Below are 25,067 nucleotides of genomic sequence, written 5' to 3'. Positions count from 1 at the left end.
TTCCAACTCGGCGCAGCATTATCTTTCACGCCATTTCGCCGCCCGCCAGCAGTTTTTCCAGCCGGTCCAAAAAAAGCCGCTGATCGGGATGGATTAACCGCACTGCTTCGTCGAGCGGGAAAAACTCGGCCCGATCGACCTCCCAACTGGCCGCACGCGGCGTGGCATTGACCGGCGCTGCAATGGCAAAGGCGTGAACCCGTTTGCGGCTGCGAGTGTAATCGATGTGCCCCAGCGGTGCTAAATTTTGTGCCGACGAAGTATTCTCAACCCTGGCCGCCGCCGTTTCCGATTGGCCCACGTCCACGCCGGTTTCTTCCAGCGTTTCCCGCACCGCTGCCGCCGCCAAGGTTTCGCCTGCGTCGGGCAATCCTTTGGGAATGCTCCACGGCGCCCGCCGATTGTAATTGCCCGACGGGTGCACCAGCAGCACTTCCAACCGTTCACCCAGCCGGCGATAAACAAGCAATCCTGCCGATTCAATCATGCTGTGGCTCGCAACTCGGTTCCTTAACAACAGATTCGAAGTCAACCATAGATTGGCTTTTCGCCGCTGATTGTGGCCCTACACTCTTCTAGTGCGGTGCCGAGGCAAGCCCCTTCCCCTTTTGTTGAAATCCCAATTTACCTCTGTTAGAATCTGGGGCAATCGCCAACTGAATTTATAGCCTTGGGTCCATAAAATCTCGGTCGGTCGATTTCCCACCCTCCGTTTGCCGCGTTTCGGGGATCGCGACAGTTTCCCATTGCCCCCCGGTTGTTTGTCCCCCCGATGTCGAGTTTTTTGGCGATCTGGCAGGCTCCGGAGCAACTCGCCTCGTGCTTTCCACCCCCTACACATTCTCTGAGAAAATTTACCATGAACAAGATAAGTGTGCGGTTGGCATGCGTTACGAATTTGGCACTCATCACATTGTTGTGGAACACGATGACTTCCGCGTCGCGGGCCGACTCGTTTGATTTATTGGTCAGCAATTATTTCGGCAGCAGCGTGCAGCAAATTGGGGACTCGGGGTCGAATTTCACCACCCTTGTTCCTTCCGGAAGCGGCGGCCTGAACCTAACGACGGGAGTCACCATAGGCCCGGACGGCAATGTTTATGTCAGCAGCAACACAGTTAACGACGAGAATCCCAATGGCGTCGGCCAGGTGCTCCAATACAGCCCCAATGGCACTTTCTTGAGTGCGTTTGCCACGCTGCCCGATGATTACAGCCCAGCCGTTGGAGGGTACATTCCCGCGGCGCCCGCGCACCTGCAATTTTACAACGGCTCCTTGTACGTGGCAGATAACAACGGCGACAGCGTGGAACAGTTTGCCGTAACCAAAAATCCCACCACGGGAGCGCTCACGGCAGCCGCTTCTCCCACGGATGCCGCTTCTGGTTTGTATGGCGCTGGCTCGTTTACCATTGCTCCCAATGGCGACCTCTATGCCAGCAGTTTTGCCGGCCCGCTCTACGGCGATCCAGCAGGTTCTCCGCCTTATGTGCCCGCCGTGGTAAAGGTTAGCAATGGCGTGCAAACCAATTTTGCTTACCCGGCAACCGACGAGTCAGGCAACACGGCAAGCCCTGTATCTCCGTTAGATCCAGCGGGTTTGCTGTTCGTCCACAATACGTTGCTGGTGGTCGACCTGGAAGGGAATAACATTTTGAAGTACGACGCCAACGGGAATTACAAAGGCGTGTTCGCCACCATTCCCGGTCCGGCGGACGTGCCTAATAATTTTCCCTCCGACTTGGTCTTGAGTCCGGACGGCAAAAGCATTTACGTGGCCGTGCTGGGCGATGGCAACCCGATGAATCCGATGGATCCCAATCCAACGCCGGACGGCAAAGTGCTTCAATACAGCTTCACCATCGACTCCGATGGTCTCGTGCAGGCAAGCGGCGATCCCACGACCATTGCCTCGGGATTTGCCGCCTCGTCGGTCGCAATTGGCGTGCGGCGGGGGGATTTGAATTTAGATGGCTTGGTCGATGCCGCCGACGTCCAAGCATTGACTAGGGCCTTGGCCAATTTGAGTGATTTCGAATCGCTGAAGCAATTAACCGACCAACAATTGGATACCATCGCCGACGTCAACGGCGATGGGAAGATTACCAACGCAGATTTGCAGGCGCTATTGGTTTTGCTGCAGAACCAAGGGGGCTCGTCGACCGCGAGCGTTCCCGAACCCAACGCTGTTGCGCTGGCCGGCCTGGCGCTGGCGGCACTCGGTTTCCACACCCGTCGTCGGCGATCGCTGAAATGACCACCCCCTGCCCTATCTATTTTCAATCGCCAGCGACTTTCAAATGTCCGCTTGATGCCTGCGATGGGCGTCGGGCATTCACGCTAATCGAGTTGCTGGCCGTGATTGCCATAATTGGATTGCTGATGGCGCTCGCCTTGCCGGCGGTGCAAAGCGCTCGCGAAGCATCCCGGCGTTCCGAATGCGCCAATAATTTGCGGCAGTTGGGAATTGCGGCGCATCACTATCATGCGGCACGCGGCAGCTTGCCCAGTGGCTTCGATTCCAAGGCCGATCCCGGCGATCCGGCCAACGCCTGGACGTTTTATCGCTGGTCGGCGCTGGCGCATTTGGCCCCCTACCTCGAAGAGAAAAACGCCGCCAGCCTGTTGAATTTAGAGGCGCCGCTGTACGCGCCAAATGCCGACGGAGTGTTTGTCGCCAATGCCACGAACATCCAGGGCATCGCGCAAGTGATTTCACTGTTCCTGTGTCCCAGCGATCACGGCCAAGTGGTTTCGCCAGGCTTTGCTCCCACGAATTATGCCGTGTGCGGAGGAACCGGCCTGAACGGAGGCACCCCGTTGAACACGGATGGGCCGTTTTTTGTCAACTCGCACATTAAGTTCGCACAAATCACTGATGGCGCCAGCAAAACGGCATTGATGTCGGAAAGCACGCTGGGCGTGCTCGGCAACTCGAACGTCACGAAAGGCAACCCGCGCACAGATTATAAATTTGTTCTCAGCGCGCCTCTGACCGATAACGCTTGTGCCGCCGCGACGCAATGGAATTTCACCGATCCGCGCGGCTTCGCCTGGGTTAGCGGGGAATTTCGCTGTGCCATGTACAACCACTATTACCCGCCAAACCACGTCCTGCCTGACTGCATGGGCGCACTGCGAGGCGGCGGCCCCCAGTACGAGTTTACCCCGTTCGGTTGGCGCACCGCCCGCAGCTTGCACCAGGGTGGCGTAAACTTATTGTTAGCGGACGGCTCTACACACTTTGTGTCGGATACGATCAGCACGGCTTTATGGAAGGCCCTGGCCAGCCGCGCTGGCGGCGAGCCGACGGGTTTGCCGTAAGCAGAATATGCACCAAACGAAGCCATAACTGTGCGAATCTGCATATCAAACCATCGTGAAATCAATAAAAGCCGTGTCCCAACGAACTGACTTTTACACGCCCCGTTTCCACCGTTGTCAACCGCGCCTACCCCAGCGATACTTAAGGAAATGAGCCAGGCACATACCACCGGTGAAACGGCTCCCCTTGGCGCCGGTAGCGGCGCTGCCGGCAGCGGTGTTGACAAAGCCGGCTTCGATCTCGATCTTTCCGGCCGCCAGTTGGGTGATTATCGCCTGCTGCGCCGCCTGGGGCGCGGGGCAATGGCTGACGTTTACTTAGCCGAACAAGGTTCGCTTCGCCGGCAAGTGGCTTTCAAAGCGCTCAAGCGCGAGCTGGCTAACGACCACACCTATGTCCGCCGCTTCCACATGGAAGCCCAGGCGGCGGCTTCGCTGGTGCAAGCCAACATCGTGCAAATTTACGAAGTCGGCTGCATCGATGGTTGGCACTACATTGCCCAAGAATATGTCGAAGGTCAAAACCTGTCGCAATACATAAGCCGCAACGGCGCACCGCCGGTGAAACTGGCCGTGGCGTTAATGCGGCAGGTGGCCGCCGCCTTGTGCAAAGCCGCCGAACGCGGCATCGTCCATCGCGACATCAAACCGGAAAACATTATGCTGGCCCGCAGCGGCGAGGTGAAAGTCGCCGATTTCGGCCTGGCCCGCATCGGTACCGGCGATGAAGAGACGCTGAAGCTGACGCAAGTGGGCATCACCATGGGCACGCCGCTGTACATGAGCCCGGAGCAAGTCGAAGGCCGCCAACTTGATCCACGCAGCGATGTCTACAGCTTAGGCGTGACTTGTTACCACTTGCTGAGCGGACAACCGCCGTTTCGCGGCGACACCGCGCTGAGCGTGGCCATACAGCACGTGCGCACCCAGCCGGAACGGCTGGAGAATTTGCGGCCCGATTTGCCGCCGGCCTTATGCCGCATCATCCATAAAATGTTGGCCAAAGATCCCACCGAGCGCCAACAGGGTCCCCGCGAATTGTTGCAGGAATTGCGTGCGTTGCAATTCGAAGGCGTCGACATGCAGTGGCCCGCCGAATTGGACGAACTAAGCGGCGTGGAATCCATCGCCTTGGCCCAAGGAGGTTGGGCCGCCACGCAGCGGTTGCAAACAGTCATGCACACCCAGGCCATGCTTCAAATCCATAATCGCCGTTGGCTCTGGTACGCCGCGGCCAGCTCGCTGGCGGCGTTGTTCATTGGCGCCGGATCGGCGTGGGCACTGCACGGTTCGTTCCTGCTTGACGTGCCGGCCTCCGAATTACCCAAACTGGAGCTGATGGCCACCCCGGAGCAGCAGTTTTTATACGCACAAAGCCAGGGGACCGAAACCGCCTGGCAAAGCGTCATTACGAATTTCCACGATCGGCTGTACGTACCGATGGCCGAAGAAGAACTGGCCTTAAAGTATCTCGATACGTTTGACAAACAGGACCGCGCGAAAGCACTGCAACTGTTCGAACGCCTGGCGAAAGATTATCCCGATGACGATACCCAATGGCGCGCCGACGGCCTGGCCGGTCAAGCCATCGTCCTTTCGCTCGACAACGATTATAAAGGCAGCCTCCAAAAGATTTCGGACTTGGATAAATTCCTGCCGGCCGATCGGAATTCGCCCCGCGCCAGGCAGTATTTCAATCCGCGAATTCTGGCGATGCTCCGCAGCATCATCACGCGTGACAATAAAGCGTTGGGCGATGATGCCACGAAGGCCACCAAGGAATTCCAGCAAAAGCTCGACACATTGACCGAAGAACCCAGCAGCTAATTTTCCTGGTCATGCTTTTTCGCTTCACGATCCGCGACATCTTCTGGCTCATCTTCGTGTTGGCTCTAGGCGTCGGTTGGTGGTTGGATCATCGCCATCTTGACCGTCAGGTCAGTCATTACGAACTGCTCATGTTTCGCTCCGGCGTCCCAGACCAGCCAACGCAGGCATCCCCGCTGCGGTAATTGCATAGTTCTTGTTCAGTGTGGGCCATTTCTGCCGCCGCCGGTGCATTGCTGCCCTGCAATATAGGCGTTAAAATGTGCCGTTCCGCAGCCATTCCACGCTCTCGCTGTCTACGGCACCTTTCATGGCAAAACCTCGCAACATGGTCGTGGCCCAAAGCGGCGGGCCCAGCGCCGTTATCAATAACAGCCTGCGCGGCATCATCGAAACCGCACGGCAACTGTCGGAAATTGGCACGGTCTACGGAGCACGCCACGGCATCGAAGGGGTGCTTAAGGAAGAACTGCTTGATCTAACCGCGCAAGATGCCGAAGAGGTTTCGCTCCTGCGTTTCACTCCGGCGGCCGGCTCCATTGGCACGTGCCGCTACAAGCTGAAGCCGGCACAGACCGAAGATTTCAACCGCACCATCGACGTGCTGAAAGCTCACGACGTCGGCTATTTTTTGTACATCGGCGGCAACGATTCGATGGACACCGCCCACAAAATTGCCGCCCTCGCCCGGGAGCGTGGGCTGGATTTAATTGCCGTCGGCGTGCCGAAGACCATCGACAATGACGTGGGCGACAGCGAGTTCAAACTCGTCGATCACACGCCCGGCTACGGCAGCACCGCCAAATACTGGATGCACATGGTGCAAAACGCCAACGAAGAAAACGCCGGCAGCTCGCCGGCCGATCCGGTGCTGGTGATGCAAGCCATGGGGCGCAAAATCGGTTACATTCCGGCCGCCGCCCGGTTGGCTGATCCGGCCCGCGAAATGCCGCTGCAAATTTACCTGGCCGAAAGTCCCTCAACGCTGGCACAACTGGCCGACAACGTGAACGATGAACTGAAACAGTCCGGCCGCTGCCTCGTCGTCATCAGCGAAGGGTTCGACGTCGGCGACATCGGCGCGGTGAAAGATTCGTTTGGCCACACTTCCTTCAGCGCCAGCCAGCTTACCGTAGCGCAAATCGTGGTCAATCACTTGAACAAAGTCGGGCTGGCTGCCAAAGGAGCGGCCCGCGGTAATGTGCCCGGCACCGATCAGCGCCACGCCATGGCCTACGCTTCCACGGTCGATCTGGAAGAAGCCTACCGCAGCGGTCAAATGGCCGCGCTGCTGGCCGCCCGTGGCGAAGGCGGCTTCATGGCCACGATTTTGCGTGAGCCTGGACCGATTTACTCGGCGCGATACGACAAAGTGCCGCTGGAAAAAGTGGCTGCCGCTGACCGCACGTTCCCCAAGCACTGGATCACCAAAAACGGCTGCGACGTAACCGACGATTTTGTCCGCTACTGCCGTCCGCTGGTCGGCGACGATCTGGTCACGCTCCCCATGCTCGACGGCCGCCAACGCCTGACAAAATTCAAGCCGATTTACGCCGCACAAAAGCTGCCAAAATATATTCCCCAAGCCGAACGCAAAAAGTCGCTGATTTACGATTCATCTGCCGACGCGAAATGATTACGGTGGCCCAATTTTTCCCTTGAAACTGAGCCAGCGCTGTTGGCATAATAGCGATGGAGTTTGTACATATGATCACTTACGAACACCGACGCCGTTTTCCCGATCATCCGTGCCCAAAATCGCCCCGACCGTTTCCCACGGTTTTCTTGCCGTTTAATACCGTTTATTGAACCGTTTTCCCCCGTTTTTCCCGTTTTTTGCCGCAACACATCAAGTCGCAACTGCCTCTCGCCCCGAACATGATCGACTTCACGCCTAAGCACAAATTTCTTGTCGGCATCGACAGCGACGGCTGCGCCTTCGACACCATGGAGCTGAAGCACAAAGAATGCTTCATTCCGCAAATCATCAACCACTACGGCCTGCAAGGCGTGAGCAAATATGCCCGCGAGGCGGCGGAGTTTGTGAACTTGTATTCCAAAAGTCGCGGCATCAACCGCTTTCCCGCGCTCATCGAAACCTTGGAGTGGCTGCAAAAGCGGCCGGAAGTGCAGGCCCGAGGCGTCACAATCACCATGCCGCAGGGCTTGGTCGAGTGGATCAAGGTCGAAACCAAGCTCGCCAATCCCGCACTGGCCAAGGCGGCCGAAACGAGCGGCCATCCCGATCTGAAACAAGCCATTGCCTGGAGTAAGGAAGTGAACGAAGCGGTGGAAAAAATCGTTCGCTGGGTGCCGCCGTTTCCATTCGTCCGTGAAAGTTTTGAAAAGCTGAAGTCGCACGCCGATTTGCTCGTCGTCTCCGCCACGCCAACCGAGGCGCTGAAGCGCGAATGGGAAGAGCACGATCTGGCCAAATATGTGATCGCCATTTGCGGCCAGGAGTTGGGCACGAAAAAAGAACTGCTGGCCGCGTCCAAAAAATACGAAGCCCACCACACCCTGATGATCGGCGACGCCCCGGGCGATTATAAAGCGGCTGAGGCTAATCACGCCTTATTTTTCCCCATCAATCCCGGCGCGGAAGAAGCCAGTTGGAAGCGTTTTTACGACGAGGGCATCGACCGTTTCCTCAAAGGCACATTCGCCGGAGAATATCAGCAAAAACTGTTGGCCGAGTTCGAATCGTATTTGCCCGAACACCCGCCGTGGGAGAAGAAATCATAAAGCCGCGACCGCTGGTCGCGCTGAAGTACCGTTTGACCAAAATTCGAGGCAGCGCGACCAGCGGCGCGGCTTTATGCAGACACCAGTTACACTCTCACCACTCACTCCCTCACCACTCACCTCCTCACCCTGTTCCCCACCATGAACTGCGATTTCGGACTCGTCGGCCTGGCCGTGATGGGCGAAAACCTGGCGCTGAACGTCGAAAGCCGGGGCTATCGCGTGGCGGTGTTCAACCGCACAACCAGCGTGGTCGACGATTTCATTCAAGGCCGCGCCGCCGGCAAAAAATTCGTCGGCTGCCATTCGCTGGAAGAGCTGGTCAAAAGTCTCAGCCGGCCACGCACAGTCATGCTGATGGTCAAAGCCGGCCCCGCGGTCGATGGGCTTATCGAGCAATTGCTGCCGTTGTTGGAAAGGGGGGACATCATCATCGACGGCGGCAACACGCTGTTTTCCGATACCGAACGCCGCACGCAATATGTCGAAAGCAAGGGACTGCTTTACATTGGCAGCGGAGTGTCGGGCGGCGAAGAAGGAGCACTGAAAGGCCCCAGCCTGATGCCCGGCGGCAGCCCGGCGGCGTGGCCGATGATCAAGCCCATTTTTCAAGCCATCGCCGCCAAAGTTGGTCCGAACAACGACATTCCCTGCTGCGATTGGGTCGGTCCCCGAGGTGCCGGCCATTACGTAAAAATGGTTCACAACGGCATCGAGTACGGCGACATGCAGCTCATTTGCGAAGCCTACAACATGCTCCACTCGGGCCTGAATCTCACTAATGCCCAACTGTACGATGTCTTCGCCGAGTGGAACAAAGGGGAGCTGGACAGTTACCTCATTGAAATTACCCGCGATATTTTCAGCGTGAAAGATTCTGAGACCGGCAAGGACATGGTCGATGTCATTCTCGACGCGGCGGGCGCCAAAGGCACTGGAAAATGGATGAGCCAACTTGCCCTCGATCTGGGCGTGCCCAGCACGTTGGTCACCGAGGCCGTGTATGCCCGTTGCTTATCGGCGCTGAAAGAAGAGCGTGTTCGCGCCAGCAAAGTGTTGCCCGGTCCGACCGGCCGTTACGAGGACGACCCGAAGCAATTTATCGAATCTGTTCGCCAGGCGCTGTACGCTTCCAAAATCTGCAGCTACGCCCAGGGCTTTGTGCAGATGCAAGCGGCGGCCAAAGAACACAAATGGCCCTTGGATTTCGGCAGCATTGCCCTGTTGTGGCGCGGCGGCTGCATCATTCGGGCCGCATTTCTGGAACGCATTAAAGAAGCGTTCGACGCCGACAAAAATTTGGAGAACCTGCTGCTGGCTCCGTATTTTCGCGACGTTTTGCAAAAAGCGCAAACCGCCTGGCGACACGCCGTCACAACCGCCGTCAGTCTTGGCATTTGGACGCCCGCCTTCATGACCGCGCTGGCATATTATGATGGTATTCGCCAGGAACGATTGCCCGCCAACTTGCTGCAGGCGCAGCGCGATTATTTTGGCGCGCACACCTACCAACGCCTCGACAAACCCGGCGCGTTCCATACTGAATGGATCCATCTCCGCCGCCAACCGAAATAACCGCCATGGCTCTATCATTCGTTGAAAACTTGTTCAATCTGACCGGTCAGGTCGCCGTCGTCATCGGCGGCACGGGCGTGCTCGGCGGTGCGCTGGCCGAGGGAATTGCTCAAGCCGGCGCGCTCACCGTGGTGGCCGGCCGGGGCGAAGAACGCGGCAACGCCCGAGTGGCCTCTATCGTAAAACTCGGCGGGCAAGCAAAATTCTTGCCGGTCGACGTGACGCAGCGAAAGTCGATCGAAGAATTGCTCGCCGATACGTTGAAAGTGTGCGGCCGTGTCGATCTGCTCGTGAACTGTGCCGGCGTCAACGCCGCTACACCGTACTTGGAAGCAACTGATGAGGACTGGAACAAAGTTTTACTCACCAATCTCACTAGCACACATTGGGGCTGCCAAATATTCGGCGGGCATATGGCGAAAAATGGCGGCGGAGCAATTTTGAACATCGGCAGTGCGTCGTCAGGCGTGCCATTATCGCGCGTTTTCGCTTATTCGGCCTCGAAAGCTGCCGTAGTGAACCTCACCAAAAACGTGGCCCGCGAGTTGGCGCCGCACAAAGTGCGCGTGAACGTGCTTTGTCCCGGTTTTTTTCCGGCAGAGCAGAATCGAAAAATTCTGGATAAAACTCGCGTCGAAAATATCATGCGGCACACGCCGATGGACCGCTTCGGCGAACCCAGCGAGTTGATTGGTGCCGCGCTATTATTGCTTTCACCACGGGCTGGCAGCTTTATTACCGGAGCGGAGTTGTATGTCGACGGCGGGTTCACATCCATGACGATTTGAAAAAATCACCCAGGCTTCTACAATGGTGTGTCTTGCGCCCTGATTCCTAAGCCTTAATTCGTGGAGGCGCCGTCATGCCGAATACCATTGTTATCTTCGGCGCCTCGGGCGATTTGACCAGCCGGAAGCTGATTCCCGCGCTATTTTCATTGGCGCGGAAGGAACGGTTGCCGCCGGGGACGCGGGTGGTGGGTGTTTCGCGGTCGAAATTTTCGCACGACGAGTGGCGGAAAGATTTAGCCGCTTCGACGCAAAAATTCACCGAAAAGGAATGGAACGACGCCTTCTGGCAGCAGTTCGCGCCGTCGTTGTTTTATCAAGCCGGCGATATTAGCCAGCCGTCCGATTTTGCCGCGCTGGCTAAAACGCTCGCCGAAATTGAACAAGGTCGGCCAAGCACACGGTTGTATTATCTGTCCACCGCGCCGCAATTGTACGAACAGGCCGTGGCGAATTTGGGCTCGGCCGGTCTGGCCGACGAAAGCCAAGGCCCGCGCCGCGTGATTATCGAAAAGCCTTTCGGCACCGATTTGGCCAGCGCGCAGCACTTGAACGCCGCCGTACACAAAGTGTTCGCCGAAAAGCAGGTATATCGCATCGATCATTACCTGGGCAAGGAAACCGTGCAAAACATGTTGGTGCTGCGGTTCGCCAACAGCATTTTTGAGCCGGTCTGGAACCGCCGCTATATCGATCACGTGCAAATCACCGCCGCCGAGGATGTCACCGTCGGACACCGTGGTGGGTATTACGACAAAAGCGGCGTGCTGCGCGACATGTTTCAAAACCATTTGCTGCAATTGCTTGCCATGACGGCGATGGAATGCCCGGCCCGGTATCAGGCGGATGCTGTGCGCGATGAAAAATTGAAGGTGCTGTCCGCCATTCGCGTCATGTCGTCGGATGACGTCGTCCGCAACACGCTCCGCGGCCAATATCGGGGTTACACGACGGAGAAAGATGTGCCGGCGGACAGCCAAACCGCTACTTTTGCGGTCGCCAAACTGTGCGTGGAAAATTGGCGCTGGCAGGGCGTGCCGTTTTATTTGCGCAGCGGCAAGGCCATGTCGTGCCGCACTTCGCAAATTGTCATCCAGTTCAACGCTCCGCCACTGATGTTGTTTCCTTGCGGCCCGCGCGGCATTCAAGGGGGCAATCGGCTGGTGATTCAAGTCCAGCCGGCTGAAGGCATTCAACTTTTGTTCCAAACAAAAATTCCTGATGCCGGCATGAAGCTGCGCCAGGCCGATTTGGATTTTAGCTTTCAGCGCGAATTTCACGGCGTCATGCCCGAGGCATACGAACGCTTGCTGCTCGATGCCATGCAAGGCGACCCCGGGCTGTTTGCTCGCGCCGACGAGGTGGAAACCGCCTGGGGCGTGATCAACCCCATTCTCAAGACGTGGCAGGAGCGCCGCGAACCCAAGCTGTACATTTACGAGCCCGGGCTGTGGGGACCGGAAGAATCGAGCCAATGGATGCAATCCCAAGGCCGCGAATGGTTCGATTTCTGCCCGGTGTTACATTGAGTATTTTCTGCCCGGTGTTGCATCGAGTGACAATCGCGATGCAAAATGCCGTTCATGGCCAGCGTTCAACCACCGATTGCTGCGGAAGCAGTTACCCACTGTCTACCGCCTACTGCCAGTCGCCTGCCCGATCTTCGCATCGGCAACGTGCACATCGGCTTTCCCGTCGTGCAGGCGGCGCTGTCTGGTTACAGCGACGCAGCCATGCGGGTGATTGCCCGCCGCCTTGGCGCGCCCTACACGCTGTGTGAAGTGCTGCTCGATCAATTCGTCAACACGACCGGGCACTCTAAAAAAAGCAACCGGCGCTTGCACGTGGCCGACGAAGAACATCCCGTGGGCGGTCAATCGATGGGAGCCAATCCCGACGATTTTGCTCCCGCGGCCCAGCGATTGGTGCAGGCGGGGTTCGACATCATCGACATCAATTTCGGCTGCCCGGTAAAAAAAGTGTTGGGCCGATGCCGCGGCGGATTTCTGTTGGGGCAAGTGGAAACCGCGCTGGAAATTGTTTCCCGAGTGCGAGCGGCCGTTCCGCCGCACATTCCCGTCACGGTGAAAATGCGCCGCGGCCTGGATGATAGCGCCGCCAGCCGTGACAAGTTCTTCACCATTTTCGACGGCGCATTCCATCGTGGCGTTGCTGCCATCACCGTTCACGGCCGCACGGTGGAGCAGCGCTACGTCGGTGCCAGCTCGTGGGATTTTTTGCGCGAAGTAAAGCAGCATGCCGGCCAGCGCACCGTTTTGGGCAGCGGCGATTTATTCACACCGCAAGCATGTTTGGAGATGCTGCGTTACACGGGCGTTGATGGCGTCACCGTCGCCCGCGGCGCGATCGGCAACCCGTGGATTTTTTCGCAAGTGTGCGCCTTGGCCGCTCCCGGCGCGCCGGGACTCCCCGATCCGCCCCGCTTGCACGAGCAGCGCCGCATCATCGCGGAACACTATCGCCTCGCGGCCGAAATTTATGGCCCCGAAGCCTGCGGCCGACAAATGCGCAAATTCGGCATCAAGTATTCGCGGCTGCATCCGGAGTCGCTGAAAGTTCGAGATGCCTTCATTGCCGTCCGCCGGCCGCATGAATTGCAACAAGTACTCGAAGCGTATTACGCCGAAGATTTACCCGGCCGGCATCCAGAATTGGATGTCGACGAAACCGCCGAGTGCGAAGTCGTTGAGTGATTCTAGCGCTGTCGGCTATGTTGGATTTCTTTTCTCACGGCGTCGTCCTGTTCGACCGCCAGTCGTTTGTCTACTTCCATAGCCGCCGGACCACAATCATAACTTCCCAGCGCCCAAGCGCAGGCGGCGCGGACCAGCGGTTCGCCATCATTCAATCCACGAATCAGCGCCGGCAGCGCTGCCGCATCCGGCATGTTGCCCAGCACAATCGCTGCGTTGCGCAGCAAACCGCGGCGTTTAGCACGCCACAACGGGGTGTGCCGGAACCGCTGGCGAAAGCCGGCGTCGTCCAATTCAAACAGCGCGGCCAATTCGATCGCATTCATTCCCTCGACGGGCTGAAAGGTCGGCTCGGTGGAAATCGGCGCTCGAGTGTTCCACGGACAAACATCTTGGCACACGTCGCAGCCGAACAGCCACTGTCCCACGCCGCTGCGCAATTCAGTAGGAATGGCTTCTCGCAGCTCAATCGTCAAATAACTAATGCACCGCCGGGCATCAAGCACATAGGCATCGACAAACGCGCCGGTGGGACAGGCATCCAGGCAAGCACGACACGTGCCGCAATGATCGGTTTCATGCGGCGTGTCATATTCTAGTTCAACATCCGTCAAAAGCGCGGCCAGGAAGAACCAGCTTCCAATTTGTTTATTGAGCAGCAGCGTGTTTTTGCCGATCCAGCCCAGGCCGGCCAACTGTGCAAACTCCCGTTCCAATAAGGGCGCCGTATCGACCACGCCCCGCACATTCGCGCCCGGCGATTGCACTCTCAACCAGTCGGCCAATTCCGTCAGCCGCAAGCGGATCACATCGTGGTAATCGGCGCCCCAGGCATACCGCGAAACTCTCCCCTGCCCTGACTTGGGTTCTGCCGGTTCGGCCGTGCGGTAATTCATCGCCAGCATCACAATGCTGCGGGCACCGTCCAACACATGCCGCGGATGTGCGGCGGCTTTAGCTCTGTCTGGCAAATAATGCATTTGCCCGGCATAGCCAGCCGCCAGCCAAGTTTGCAGCCGATCCACTCCCGGCGGCTCGAAAGCCGGGCAAATCCCGCACAAATCGAACCCCAGCCGCGCCGCTTGGGCTTTAAGTTCAACCGTGATCGAAGTTTTCGCCATCAGGTTAGTCATCCATCAATGGCCGAGAATTCTCGACCCGCGCCGAAGTCAGAAAGAAGGCTGGAAATTGTCATTCCTCAACTGTTGTAACCGCACTGGCGGCTGTTTAGTGTAGAAGATGGTTTTAGCGGAACGCTGAATTCAACTTCTTAGATCGTTGTTTTACATTCTGTGAGGGACCTGGCAATGAGTCGAATCATAGCAATTACTGGGGTGGCGCTGGCGATCGTGGCCATGTGTTACAGTTCGCGCGCAACGGCGCAAAGTCCGTACTGCGGCGGATGTGGCGGCTGGGGTGGGTGCGGCGTGAACTTTCCGTATGGGCTGTACGGTTCGCGTGTAGAAGAAGTGCCGTACTTCTCCATGTTCCCGCCAGTATATTACAGCCTGCCTGTGCCGCGCAGTTACGGCTGGAGCCCGTTTGCATATCCGCCGGGAACCATGACTCCGGAAGTGACCGCCGACGTGCCGCAGGAAATCATCAATCCGTACGTGCCGCAAAATAAAGAAAGCAAGCCGGCCAAACCATCGTCGGCACATACGGCCTCCTACACACCCAAAGTGCCGCAAGTGTTGATCAATCCATTCATCAAGTCCTCGGGCCTGGTCGCTGCCACAGCTAGCACGCAAATCATTAGCCAATAGTCGCGGCGGTTCCTCTTCGCGGAGAGTTGCGGACTTGTTCCGCGCTCTCCGTTTTTATTGACAGCCAGCACCGATGAAAGCCTAAAAATCGGTCTGGACAAAACGGGCTATTTCGTTAATCTACTCGCCCCTCATCTTGCATGGCAGCATTGATTCTCGGGGCCAAAGTTTTTTCCAAGACATCTGTCTTCGAAATCGCACAGTGATAAGGCGAAGGGCGAAAAGGAGTTCCCCGATGAAGCGGATCTCGGGCCTGTTGATGGCTGTGGCCCTGTGCGCCGGTTGCCGTAGCCCGCAGCCGGTGAACGATCCGTTTTTGGGTCCGACGGTTGTTCCGCCGCCGGCTACTGCCACTCCGCCGCCGGCTACTGCCACTCCGCCGCCGGGTCAACCTTATTACGGCACGCCCGCTGGAAGCTATGCTACGCCGCCTGCAACCGCGCCGGTTACCAGCCCGCCGATGGGCAGCCCGGCTCCTGCGGGAGCCATTCCCACACTGCCGCGTGGCGGTGTGCCGATGAATTTTTCGCCAGCGCCAGCCGGCGGCATGTCTTCATTCACGCCGAACGTGTCGCCGCAACCTACGCCAGCCACACCCCCCGGGGCAAGCCCGGCGGCTTATCCGATTTCCGCCGCCACTCGACCGATTTACGGTCCGCCAGGCGGCACAACAAATCCTTATCCTGGTTATCCGCAGGTGGCAACGGGGCCTCAATATGGCACGCCCACCTTGGCGCAACCGCCGTCCACAATGCCCGGCGCGAACGTCTTGGCCGCGACAAATGGTTCGCCGCCGAATTCGACCGGCACACCAACATTAGCCAGCCCGCCGGCTGGCGTCACTCTTGCATCGGGTGGGGCAGGCGCCTCCGGAAATGCGGTGACCCCCGCTACGCATTGGGAACCGGCGGGAAAGAGTTCCGCAAACGGAACCCAAGGTTCCGGAGGCGCGGGTCAAAGCAGTGCATCGACAACGTCGTCTCAGAGTCCGATTCGCATTATTGAACTATCTAACTCCATCAATTCATCAAATTCAAATACACCGCCCAATGCGGCGGGCGGCGCAGCGCCGGGCTTGTTCCGTCCCAGTGGCACAATGTCTGCAGTTCCAGCGGGCGCAAGCAGCCAAACGAGCGGAAGCAGCTCGTCCGCCACATTGAATCAATCGCTCGCTAATTCGGCTGCGAGTGGAGCTTCGGTCGGTAATGCATCGACCGCGAGCGGACGAATTCCAGATATTTCCGAGCTGCCGGCAGCGACTCCGTATAATGCGGCGCCCTACTATCCAACTCCGCCGGTTGCCGCGGCTCCATCGCAGACGACCATTGTCGCGCCGATGCATTAACCCGATTGGTCGCGAAGAAAGTTCAATTCGGGATTCGGCCTCGCAAAAACCCCACTGCGGCGCTTTCTTTCCCACAGGCACAGCGCTCCGGCCATCGCCAGCAGCAGAAAACTTGCCGGCTCCGGGACAGGCTGATACTGCCAACTGTCGTCAATTAGGGCTTTTAACAGTCCCTGCAGATCGGCGTTGGTAATGACGCCATCGCCGTTGAAATCTCCGATGGCCAAAAGTTGGGCGGGGGACAGATCGTAGTCTGTTGTGTAATTGGACAAATTGGTCAAGGCGGCCATCATCGCGTTGATGTCGGCGCTGTCGACGACTCCATCTCGATTGAAATCGCCCAGCATTGGCACGGGCGAAAACCGCGCCAGCCAGGCGTCATACGATCCCGCATTTGTCCCGCCCAGCGAGCCGGTTGTGTCGCCAGCGACAAACACATGACCAAAACCGTCGACCGAAACGGACGTGGCAAAATCGTTTCCAGGGCTGCCCAGTTGTTGGGTCCACTGCAGATTTCCGGCAGCATTGAATTCGCTCAAAAAAGCGTCATAACCGCCGACGTTGGTTCCGCCGAGCGCCCCCTGGGTATAGCCCACCACAAAAACATTGCCATTAGCATCGGCGGCCACACCGTCGGCGTAATCGTTGCCGCTGGTGCCAAATTGCTTGGTCCATTGCAGCACTCCGGCCGAGCTGAATTTGCTGATGAAAGCGTCGGCCAAGCCGGCGTTGGTTCCACCCAATGACCCAGAAGTATTGCCCACGATGTACAAGCAACCCGATTTGGCGGCCACCGCTTCAGCGATGTCATTGCCAGCCGAGCCCAGCTGTTGAGTCCATTGCAAATTGCCCGCCGCATCGTATTTTCTGACGAAAGCGTCGTACCCGCCGGCATTGGTTCCGCCCAGCGAGCCTTGCGTCGATCCCGTTACGTACACGCTGTTCGCACCGTCGGCGGCGACTCCAAGGGCTTGATCTTGTGCACTCGTTCCAAACTGATGTGTCCACAGCGCGTTGCCTGTCGAATCATACTTAGCGACGTAGGCGTCGTATCCGCCGGCGTTCGGTTGATTCAACGAACCCGTGGTATAACCGGCGATATAAGCGTTCCCCTGGCCATCGGCGGAAACGCCATAGGCGTAAGTTTGCACCGGACCTATATATTGCGACCATTGCAGCGTTCCAGCCGGAGTGTAATTGCTTAACTGCGCTTGAAAGCCGCCATTATTTGGTCCGTTGAGCGGGCCTTGCGAGTAACCGGCCACGAAGACGTTTCCCAAGCTGTCCGCAGAAATGCCGGTGCCGACGTCACTGCCGGTGTCGCCATACTGGGTGGTTTGCTGGGCGACGCCTTGAATGTTGTATTTCGCATCGAACGCGTCATAAAAACCAGCGTTGGTCCCGCCCAGCGAGCCGGCGGTTTCGCCTGTCACATAAACGTTGCCTGTACCATCCGCCGAAACGCCGTACGCCTGGTCCCAAGCGCTGGTGCCGAATTGCTCAAGCCAATCCATCGAGTACGGCGTCGCCGCCTGGGCAATTCCGCTCACCGCCGACAGGCAGCAGAGGAAGACTAAAGCGGCGTTGAGTCGCACAATCTGCATGGACTGAACTCTCCAACGGCACGCCATCGCCGCAAATTATACGTGCTTTGCCTCCGTCAAGACTCGGCAAGATTCAAATTCCAGTCTAAATAGGTGGAAAATGCCGGTCAAATGATTTTTGCGATGCCTGCTGCGCATTCAATGCGAATGGAAGCGGACAAGCGGCGTAAGTTGGCGTAGAATAGGCAGAAGGATAATGATTCATTGCGATCTTTTGCCGCCGGACCACGCAGTTCCTCTTTCACCACTTACTACTGGCCATATTTTTTCGCCGCCCGTGCCCGCTGCCTCTCAAGAACTGCTCGATCGCGTCACTTCGTGGCCCACGGCTCCGACGAAGTGGAAACTTTCGCATTGGGCACAATTAGTGCCCGCCATCGGCGCGCTGGAAGAAGAACTGATGCAGCAAACCGACGAAGAGATCCGCAAGCGGAGCTTGGCGCTGCGCTATCGGGCCAAGAGTCAGGAGTCGTTGAATCAACTCCTGCCGGAAGCTTACGCCTTGGTCCGCGAAGCGGGTCGCCGCAAGCTGAACATGCGGCACTTCGACGTGCAACTGCTGGGGGGCATTGCGTTGCACCATCGGGCGATTGCCGAAATGCAAACCGGCGAAGGCAAAACGCTCACCGCCACGTTGCCATTATACTTGGCGGCCCTTACCGGCGAGGGCGTGCATTTGGCCACAGTGAACGATTACCTGGCCATGCGCGACGCCAACTGGATGCGCCCCATTTACGAAACGCTGGGGATGACGGTCGGCGTCATTCAATCGCAAATGCCTTCCGACCAGCGCCGCCAGGCCTACGCCTGCGACATTACCTACGGTACAGCCAACGAATTCGGTTTCGATTTTCTCCGCGATCGTTTGCTGCTGCGCCGCACGCGGGAAGGCGAAACCGATATTGTGGCCCAAATGATCGGTCAGGGTTCCAGTGCCGAAAGCGAAAAGCCGGTGCAACGCGCGGCCAGTTTTGTGATTGTCGACGAAGCCGACAGCATTCTGATCGACGAAGCTCGCACGCCGCTCATTATCAGCGCCCTGCCCAACGAAGCCCAAAAGGCCGAAGCAGAATTATACAAGTGGAGCGCCGCCGCCGCCCCGCAGTTGGTAGAAGACGAACATTACGAGTTCGATTACGAAAAACGCACTGCCGAACTCACCGGCGAGGGTCGCCGCTTTGTTCGCAGCCTGCCGCGGAGCGGCTGGGTGGAACAGGTGGGCATGCTCTCGTTGTACGATGCCATAGAGCGCGCCGTACGAGCTGAAAAATCGTTCATTCTCGATCGCCACTATGTTGTCCGCGAAGGGGAAATCGTCATTGTCGACGAGTTTACCGGCCGTCTGTCCGAAGGCCGCAAATGGCGTGACGGTTTGCATCAGGCCATCGAAGCCAAGGAAAACGTGCCGGTCACCATCGCTACCGGCCATGCCGCCCGCGTCACCATTCAAGATTATTTTCTACGTTACCCGCGCTTGGCGGGCATGACCGGAACGGCCGCCACCAGCGCCCGTGAGCTGCGGAAAATTTACAAAGTCGGCGTCGTGCTGATTCCCACCCACCGGCCACCGATCCGTACTAAGCTGCCAGACCGCATCTTCGGCACCGAAGACGATAAATTTGCGGCCCTCGTGCAAGAAGTGCTGGAAGTGCGCGCAACAGGCAGGCCCGTTCTCATCGGCACGCGCTCCATCGATAAATCGGAAAAGCTTTCGGCCCTGCTGACCGCCGCCGATGTGCCCCATCAAGTGCTCAACGCCCGGCAAATTGCCACCGAAGCAAAAATTATCGCCGAGGCCGGGCAACCGGGCCGCGTCACGGTTTCCACCAATATGGCCGGCCGCGGCACTGACATTCGCCTGGGTGAAGGCGTGGCCGAATTGGGCGGACTGCACATCATTTGCACCGAACTGCACGATGCCGCGCGCATCGATCGGCAGCTAGTGGGCCGCTGTGGTCGGCAAGGCGATCCGGGTTCGTTCCGACAGTATTTAGCGCTGGACGATGACATATTGCTGTACGGCCTCGGCCCCAAAAAGGCGAATAGACTCAGCGAACTGGGAAAGCAATCTCCAGGTCCGTTTGACGAGATGGCTCCACGGTTCCACAAAGCGCAGCGGCGCATCGAGCGCCGTTATTTCAGCGACCGCAAATCGCTGATGTACCACGAAAAGGAGCGCAAAAAAGTGCTGGTCCAAATGGGGCAGGATCCCTATCTCGATTCGCCGGCTTAAAGCTCAATCAAGACTCTGCACGGCTTAGCGCCTCCTCTCACGGTGGGATGGCAGAGCCATTTTGCCCGGCCTTATGTATGGCCTGTCAAATTGCGTTAACTCTCGGTTCTGACACCATTTGCTTGTAATCTGGATTGTGTCCAGTTACCATACTTCTTAATCTGGATCGATCGGGGGCATTTCGTCTTTTGATGTGCTGCATTGAGGAACACGCCATGGCTCGTCGCAAACCGTTCCATTTTCCAACGAGGGAAAAACGTCGTGCGGCAGTTCGTCCCCGTCGTGTGAGTTTTGAGCCGCTAGAAGATCGCTGGGTGTTAACGTGGACGGCAGCCCCCCCCGCGACCATTCCCGTTCCAAAAGTCTTCACAGCTGTGAAGCTCAACGCGCTCAGCAGCGCCTCTGGAAATGCGTCCATTGTCAACAGCGAGGTGGATTACTATTCGTTCACGGCCGGCTTCAGCGGCAACTACATCATTTCCGCCACCACTCCTAACAGCAACTTAGACACAGTGCTGGGAATTTTCTCGGCCACCGGAACCCGGTTGAAATACATCAATGACATCTCGTCCAGCAATTCCGACAGTCGGTTGAATGTTTCTTTGACTGCGGGCACCCATTATTACATGGGAATTACCAACAACATAGGGTCACCGCAGGGAAGCTACACGTGGGCTATCGCTGGTCCCAACACCACTTATATCGACGATCCTTACGAAAAGGTCAGTGCCACTCAAACCAACAATAATACACTGGCGACAGCCTACAATTTGGGAGCGCTTAATACTTTGAAAACGCTCACCAATTTGGCGCTGCTCGACGGCGACGATTGGTACAAGTTCACGACCACGTCGGCGGGCACGGCTTCCGAATCGGTATCGATTGCCTTCCAGCAATCGCAAGGCGATTTGGAGCTGGAGTTGTGGAACCCTGCTATCTCTTCGACAAAGCCCATCGCCACCTCCACGGGAATTGGCAATAGCGAATCGGTCTCGCTCTTTGGGTTTCCGGCCGGAACGTATTACATCCACGTCTACGGTTACATGGGCACTATTAACCCCAACTATAGCCTGACCATCACGCTTCCGGTGATTCCAACATGGCAAAAAGTGGCGGCCACAAACGCCAAATCCGGTCCCACGAGTACTCAAGCCCTGGTGCTGTTGTCAGACGGTTCTGTAATGGTGCAAGGAGGCAATGGTGTGGCCAGCACTGCGTGGTACAAGCTCACTCCCGACGCGGCCGGGAATTATGCCGACGGAACCTGGACCGTGCTTACGCCAGATCCTGTGGCGCGCCTCGGCGCCACCACCGACGTGCTGCAAAATGGCGACCTGCTGATTTATGGCGGGGCCGATACCGATATGACCGACCCGGCCGCCACAGAAATCTATGATCCTGTGGCGGACACTTGGACCCAGGTGGGCGATTTTCCAGAAACTTTCATCGGGCAAAATCCTTCGGAAGTACTACCCGATGGAACCGTACTCGCCGGCTCCGCAACGACCAACACTACCTATTTGTTCGATCCGGCCACAGGCACGTGGAGCCCTACAACCGGCAGCATGGAGTTTGAAGCTGCTCCCAGCGCCGGCGGCTCGACCACTTCGCCGGTTTATCCCTTCGTGCAAAGCGGCGATACTTGGGTGAAATTGGCCAACGGCAATGTGCTCTCGTACGATGCGCTGGTTGGTGGCTCCGACAACGTCTTAGCCGCCGAAATTTACGATCCAACGACGGGCATGTGGACCGACGCCAGCACCCAGAGCACAACCAAGCCGGCCGCCGCGCTGGCCACCTTCGAACAACTTGGCTTTGTCGGGCCCGCCTTCCTGCTTCCCAATGGGCAAGCCTTTGTGTTCGGGGCTGATGGAGCCACCGCCTATTTCGATCCCACGGCCAATAGTGGCGCCGGTGCATGGACTGCCGGTCCGGCTGAGCCCGAACGGCTTATCAACACAGTTACTACTCCGCTGGTCGCTACCGGCAATCCAGGCGTGGTCCTGCCCAATGGCGATATTTTGATCACATTGTCCCCCGAAGGCATTGTCAATTACACGTACGATCCGATGACGTTCGATCTCACGGGAGCCAGTTACACGTTTCCCTCCCCCACCTTCCTATATGAACTTAATCCCACAACTAAAGTCTTCACGGACGTCACTCCCACGTCCCTGGCCATTGCCAATGCCGACCGTTTCAGCATGCTCGATTTACCGACCGGCCAGGTACTAATTGGAGGGCCAAGCACATTACAAATTTATACGCCGACTGTAAGCACCATTCAAAACAGTTTGCGCCCGATCGTCCAAAGTGTTGTCGATAATATGGATGGCACCTTTACGGTAACCGGCCTGCAATTGACGGGTATGTCAGATGGTTCTTCATCGGGCGATATTACCGCCAACGCCAGCAATTATCCGATCGTCCGGCTTACCAACACCGTTACCGGTTTGGTTTACTATGCTCGCACCTTCAATTGGAGCAGCTCGGGCGTACAAACCGGCGCCACGTCGGAGACAACTCAATTCACTTTGCCCTCGGGCATGCCCGCCGGTTCGTATAGTTTGGTCGTGATTGCCAACGGAATATCTTCCAACCCGGTGGCCTTCAATCAAGCAGTGAATGTGGCGGTGGTGGTCAATGCGCTCTCACACAGCATTTCGAGCCCGGCGATTTCCTCCAGCGTCACAACAAATGCAACCTCAACGTCGACTTATCCGCCATCCAGCTCAACGCAGGTCAGCGTGGCCAGCACTTCGACGGCAAGCGGCGCTTTGGCGAGCAGCTTGATTCACTCCACGAACACCTCGACCAGTTCGTCCGTTGCGCATTTGAGTGCTACATCGTTGAAACCAAAATTGATTGATTCACTAATTTCCGATTGGGACGAGAATTAAACAAAATCTGGTTCCTCTCCCTTCGATCCTGGCCCGGCGTCATGCTAGCACGCCGACTGCAATTGACCCCACAAGCCGGGTGTGTCAAGTTGATGGGCCGCGAAATGGATTTCCCGCCTGCGGGCGGTTCTTCGACCATATGAGGTGGTCCCGATGAAACTTTCATCGCTGATTTGTGTGGCATGGATGCTGTTTGCTCAACTCAGCGCGGCCGACGATGCAGGCAGCGTCATGAACGGCAGCGCCGTCACGGGCGGCGCTAACCCGTTGCCGCCTATCTATCGCATTCCCGACTCGGCGCAAAATGCCGGCGAGGCTCCGCTCTGGAATCCAGCGACGGCTCAAGCAGCCCCGCTGAACCTTCCTGGTCCTCCAGCACAAGCGCCGGCCAGCATCGCCATAGCACCGCCGACGGATGCCAACACTTCGAATCCGCCGCCCCGACCGCTGGTATCGGTGATGAAGCGCCGCAACCCGCCGGCGACGGCGGCCGCGCCGCCAGCGGCTTCTGTCATGATTCCGCCTTCGACACTTGCAGGTCCCCAAAGCGCCGCGCCGGGGGTCACGCCAACCACCGCGTCTGGACTCAGCCCAACGGCGACCACCGCGGTCTCCCCGACCGAGGCGCCTGCCCCATTGACGGACGTTGCGCCTGCAACACTTACCCCATCGCAAGTCGCGGGAGCAGTTCCTCTTAATCCCGCTTCCCCGCCGCCGGCGGCGACCACCACGGTAGTTCCATCCGGCGTGCTGCCGGCCCAGTACGACCAGCCGATCGCGCCAATTGGCCCGGCCCCTAACACCAACGGTAATTCCGAAATTCCAGGCGACCGGCCAGAAGGATTGCAACCGCTGAACGCTCCCGTCCAACTAGCCGCGCCCCCCAGCGATTCAATTCCCACCAACAAAGTTGCAGACGAACGGCCTGAAAATCAAAGCCAATCCGCCCCTTCTGGCACGCTCATTCGAACCATGCCCGCAGGCAATCGGCCTGCGATTAGCGACGCGGAAGTGGTCCCGTCTAATACGCAAACTTCAGAAAGCACAATCGACTTGGGTCAGCAGGCTGCCGCCCGCGCCGCCGCCGAATTGCTGTCCACCGCGCTAGATTCATCGGCCGGCCATTCCGATTCGCTGTCGATTAGCCAACTGCTTGCTCGTTGTCCGGAATCGCAGCGCGTGGCCGCCGTGCAAGCTTATTGGCGGTTTAGCGTGGCTTCTGCCAGCATTAATTGGGCCCAGGATGAGGAAAAACGCCTGGAAGAAATTGCCGTGGCCCGCAAGCTGGGCGCCGTGGAAGGTCCCATCCTCAGCACGGCTCGCGCCGCCGCGGCCGCGCGCGTGACCGACGCCGAACTGGATTTGGCCAAAGCCTGGGCAGCCATCGGCATCGCCACGCACAACTTTGCCGTTACCGCCACGTACAGTCCCACGGATGTGCCACTCGTCGCCCCCTACAACACCTTCTACAGCCAGATTTTTGCCGGCCGCGAAAACGAGCGGGCTTGGGAAATTGACCGCACGTTGCCCGCCTGCTGCCGGACCATCAGCGACCGCGCCGCCGCTGTCCAATCTGCCGCCAGTGCCATTCACTATGCCGAGCAAGCGCATGCCAAAAGCGAAGTGGATTTGGGCACGGTGCTCAGTTGTATTAACGATTTGCACAACCAGCGTCGCGAATTCTTGAACGCTGTATTGAAGTACAATCTTGACGTTGCCGAGTATGCCGCCGCCGCGGCGCCCCCCGGCACGTCGCCGGAAAAATTCGTCGCCATGCTGATCCATTCCAAACCTACGGAGCGGTTATCGGCCGTGCCCGATAAAGCAGCAATCAGCACTTTCGGCAGCAACCTATCGGCGGAGCCGGAAAACTTGCGCGGAGCAAAAGCGCGCCAGTTGCCCCCGCCGCCGACACCTGGCAACGACGGTTGGATTCCCAGCACCTTACGGCCCATCGAGCCCGAGCCGCTGCAATCGGTGCAATCGTCGCCGGGCGCTGGTTCTTCCATCCCGCCGTCAACTGGCTTTTCGCAGCGGGCCGCTTCGCCGAAATCCGCTGAGGCACCACAGCAAACTCGCGAAATCGAAACGCCCATCCGCGCAGGCCAGCAGCCCGATCCTTTCGCCATGCCTCCGGCGGACAATCGTTACAATAATCAATACGACAACCGCTACGATTATCGCTCCGAAGGCCGCTGACGCATTCCATCACGAGCGCTGGTCGCGCTTGAGCTAAGTGCCATGCC

18 protein-coding genes are annotated in these 25,067 nt (G+C 58.0%); 15 read left to right on the top strand and 3 right to left on the bottom strand.

Going from position 1 to position 25,067, the window contains the following annotated elements:
- Window positions 1–25: 25 nt before the first annotated feature.
- A complete protein-coding gene (locus VMJ32_13390; GenBank protein HTQ40016.1) occupies window positions 26–487 on the bottom strand; it encodes an NUDIX domain-containing protein in 462 nt (153 codons plus the stop codon).
- A 372-nt stretch (window positions 488–859) separates the two neighbouring features.
- Between VMJ32_13390 and VMJ32_13385 the strand changes: the two genes are divergently transcribed.
- From VMJ32_13385 to VMJ32_13340, 10 genes are all read left to right on the top strand, one after another.
- Window positions 860–2,257, top strand: a complete 1,398-nt coding sequence (locus VMJ32_13385; GenBank protein HTQ40015.1) for a dockerin type I domain-containing protein — start codon at window positions 860–862, stop codon at window positions 2,255–2,257.
- Window positions 2,254–3,324, top strand: a complete 1,071-nt coding sequence (locus VMJ32_13380; protein ID HTQ40014.1) for a DUF1559 domain-containing protein — start codon at window positions 2,254–2,256, stop codon at window positions 3,322–3,324. The genes VMJ32_13385 and VMJ32_13380 overlap by 4 nt, the downstream gene beginning before the upstream one ends.
- A 150-nt stretch (window positions 3,325–3,474) precedes the next feature.
- Window positions 3,475–5,151, top strand: a complete 1,677-nt coding sequence (locus tag VMJ32_13375; GenBank protein ID HTQ40013.1) for a serine/threonine-protein kinase — start codon at window positions 3,475–3,477, stop codon at window positions 5,149–5,151.
- A gap of 11 nt (window positions 5,152–5,162) precedes the next feature.
- On the top strand, window positions 5,163–5,336 hold the full coding sequence (locus VMJ32_13370) for a hypothetical protein (GenBank protein ID HTQ40012.1): 174 nt from the start codon (window positions 5,163–5,165) through the stop codon (window positions 5,334–5,336).
- Window positions 5,337–5,461: 125 nt separating this feature from the next.
- Window positions 5,462–6,787, top strand: coding sequence for a diphosphate--fructose-6-phosphate 1-phosphotransferase (locus tag VMJ32_13365; protein HTQ40011.1), 1,326 nt, complete (start codon window positions 5,462–5,464; stop codon window positions 6,785–6,787).
- A 200-nt stretch (window positions 6,788–6,987) separates the two neighbouring features.
- Window positions 6,988–7,896, top strand: coding sequence for an HAD hydrolase-like protein (locus tag VMJ32_13360; protein ID HTQ40010.1), 909 nt, complete (start codon window positions 6,988–6,990; stop codon window positions 7,894–7,896).
- 141 nt (window positions 7,897–8,037) lie between these two features.
- Window positions 8,038–9,471 carry an NADP-dependent phosphogluconate dehydrogenase gene (gene gndA / locus VMJ32_13355; protein ID HTQ40009.1) on the top strand — a complete coding sequence of 478 codons (1,434 nt, stop codon included), beginning with the start codon at window positions 8,038–8,040 and terminating at the stop codon, window positions 9,469–9,471.
- A gap of 5 nt (window positions 9,472–9,476) precedes the next feature.
- On the top strand, window positions 9,477–10,259 hold the full coding sequence (locus tag VMJ32_13350) for an SDR family oxidoreductase (GenBank protein HTQ40008.1): 783 nt from the start codon (window positions 9,477–9,479) through the stop codon (window positions 10,257–10,259).
- Between the two features lie 74 nt (window positions 10,260–10,333).
- Window positions 10,334–11,788 carry a glucose-6-phosphate dehydrogenase gene (gene zwf / locus VMJ32_13345; GenBank protein HTQ40007.1) on the top strand — a complete coding sequence of 485 codons (1,455 nt, stop codon included), beginning with the start codon at window positions 10,334–10,336 and terminating at the stop codon, window positions 11,786–11,788.
- A gap of 54 nt (window positions 11,789–11,842) precedes the next feature.
- Window positions 11,843–12,973, top strand: coding sequence for a tRNA-dihydrouridine synthase (locus tag VMJ32_13340; GenBank protein ID HTQ40006.1), 1,131 nt, complete (start codon window positions 11,843–11,845; stop codon window positions 12,971–12,973).
- Between the two features lie 2 nt (window positions 12,974–12,975).
- On the opposite strand, the gene queG is transcribed toward VMJ32_13340, so the two are convergent.
- On the bottom strand, window positions 12,976–14,094 hold the full coding sequence (gene queG, locus VMJ32_13335) for a tRNA epoxyqueuosine(34) reductase QueG (GenBank protein ID HTQ40005.1): 1,119 nt from the start codon (window positions 14,092–14,094) through the stop codon (window positions 12,976–12,978).
- 186 nt (window positions 14,095–14,280) lie between these two features.
- Here queG and VMJ32_13330 point away from each other — a divergent pair, with 186 nt between their 5' ends.
- The gene (locus VMJ32_13330) at window positions 14,281–14,739 is read left to right on the top strand and encodes a hypothetical protein (protein ID HTQ40004.1); all 459 of its coding nucleotides are present in this window, start codon (window positions 14,281–14,283) and stop codon (window positions 14,737–14,739) included.
- A 235-nt stretch (window positions 14,740–14,974) separates the two neighbouring features.
- The gene (locus tag VMJ32_13325; GenBank protein HTQ40003.1) at window positions 14,975–16,084 is read left to right on the top strand and encodes a hypothetical protein; all 1,110 of its coding nucleotides are present in this window, start codon (window positions 14,975–14,977) and stop codon (window positions 16,082–16,084) included.
- On the opposite strand, the gene VMJ32_13320 is transcribed toward VMJ32_13325, so the two are convergent.
- On the bottom strand, window positions 16,081–17,688 hold the full coding sequence (locus VMJ32_13320; GenBank protein HTQ40002.1) for an SBBP repeat-containing protein: 1,608 nt from the start codon (window positions 17,686–17,688) through the stop codon (window positions 16,081–16,083). The genes VMJ32_13325 and VMJ32_13320 overlap by 4 nt on opposite strands.
- A gap of 277 nt (window positions 17,689–17,965) precedes the next feature.
- Here VMJ32_13320 and VMJ32_13315 point away from each other — a divergent pair, with 277 nt between their 5' ends.
- The 3 genes from VMJ32_13315 (at window position 17,966) to VMJ32_13305 (ending at window position 25,020) form a co-directional block, all read left to right on the top strand.
- Window positions 17,966–19,921 (top strand): preprotein translocase subunit SecA, encoded by a 1,956-nt coding sequence (locus VMJ32_13315; protein ID HTQ40001.1) that lies wholly within the window; start codon window positions 17,966–17,968, stop codon window positions 19,919–19,921.
- Between the two features lie 215 nt (window positions 19,922–20,136).
- The gene (locus VMJ32_13310) at window positions 20,137–22,821 is read left to right on the top strand and encodes a hypothetical protein (GenBank protein ID HTQ40000.1); all 2,685 of its coding nucleotides are present in this window, start codon (window positions 20,137–20,139) and stop codon (window positions 22,819–22,821) included.
- A gap of 153 nt (window positions 22,822–22,974) precedes the next feature.
- Window positions 22,975–25,020, top strand: coding sequence for a hypothetical protein (locus tag VMJ32_13305; protein HTQ39999.1), 2,046 nt, complete (start codon window positions 22,975–22,977; stop codon window positions 25,018–25,020).
- Window positions 25,021–25,067 lie beyond the last annotated feature (47 nt).

Source organism: Pirellulales bacterium (genome assembly GCA_035499655.1).
In the GTDB taxonomy this organism is placed as follows: Bacteria; Planctomycetota; Planctomycetia; order Pirellulales; family JADZDJ01; genus DATJYL01.
Note: the sequence above shows the minus strand (reverse complement) of the source record. Positions and strands in the feature narration are given on the sequence as shown.

Excerpts from the sequence above, each read along its gene's own strand:
- VMJ32_13390 (HTQ40016.1), bottom strand. The coding sequence starts at position 487 with ATGATTGAATCGGCAGGATTGCTTGTTTATCGCCGGCTGGGTGAACGG.
- VMJ32_13385 (HTQ40015.1), top strand. The coding sequence starts at position 860 with ATGAACAAGATAAGTGTGCGGTTGGCATGCGTTACGAATTTGGCACTC.
- VMJ32_13380 (HTQ40014.1), top strand. The coding sequence starts at position 2,254 with ATGACCACCCCCTGCCCTATCTATTTTCAATCGCCAGCGACTTTCAAA.
- VMJ32_13375 (HTQ40013.1), top strand. The coding sequence starts at position 3,475 with ATGAGCCAGGCACATACCACCGGTGAAACGGCTCCCCTTGGCGCCGGT.
- VMJ32_13370 (HTQ40012.1), top strand. The coding sequence starts at position 5,163 with ATGCTTTTTCGCTTCACGATCCGCGACATCTTCTGGCTCATCTTCGTG.
- VMJ32_13365 (HTQ40011.1), top strand. The coding sequence starts at position 5,462 with ATGGCAAAACCTCGCAACATGGTCGTGGCCCAAAGCGGCGGGCCCAGC.
- gndA (HTQ40009.1), top strand. The coding sequence starts at position 8,038 with ATGAACTGCGATTTCGGACTCGTCGGCCTGGCCGTGATGGGCGAAAAC.
- VMJ32_13350 (HTQ40008.1), top strand. The coding sequence starts at position 9,477 with ATGGCTCTATCATTCGTTGAAAACTTGTTCAATCTGACCGGTCAGGTC.
- zwf (HTQ40007.1), top strand. The coding sequence starts at position 10,334 with ATGCCGAATACCATTGTTATCTTCGGCGCCTCGGGCGATTTGACCAGC.
- VMJ32_13340 (HTQ40006.1), top strand. The coding sequence starts at position 11,843 with ATGGCCAGCGTTCAACCACCGATTGCTGCGGAAGCAGTTACCCACTGT.
- queG (HTQ40005.1), bottom strand. The coding sequence starts at position 14,094 with ATGGCGAAAACTTCGATCACGGTTGAACTTAAAGCCCAAGCGGCGCGG.
- VMJ32_13330 (HTQ40004.1), top strand. The coding sequence starts at position 14,281 with ATGAGTCGAATCATAGCAATTACTGGGGTGGCGCTGGCGATCGTGGCC.
- VMJ32_13325 (HTQ40003.1), top strand. The coding sequence starts at position 14,975 with ATGAAGCGGATCTCGGGCCTGTTGATGGCTGTGGCCCTGTGCGCCGGT.
- VMJ32_13320 (HTQ40002.1), bottom strand. The coding sequence starts at position 17,688 with ATGCAGATTGTGCGACTCAACGCCGCTTTAGTCTTCCTCTGCTGCCTG.
- VMJ32_13310 (HTQ40000.1), top strand. The coding sequence starts at position 20,137 with ATGGCTCGTCGCAAACCGTTCCATTTTCCAACGAGGGAAAAACGTCGT.
- VMJ32_13305 (HTQ39999.1), top strand. The coding sequence starts at position 22,975 with ATGAAACTTTCATCGCTGATTTGTGTGGCATGGATGCTGTTTGCTCAA.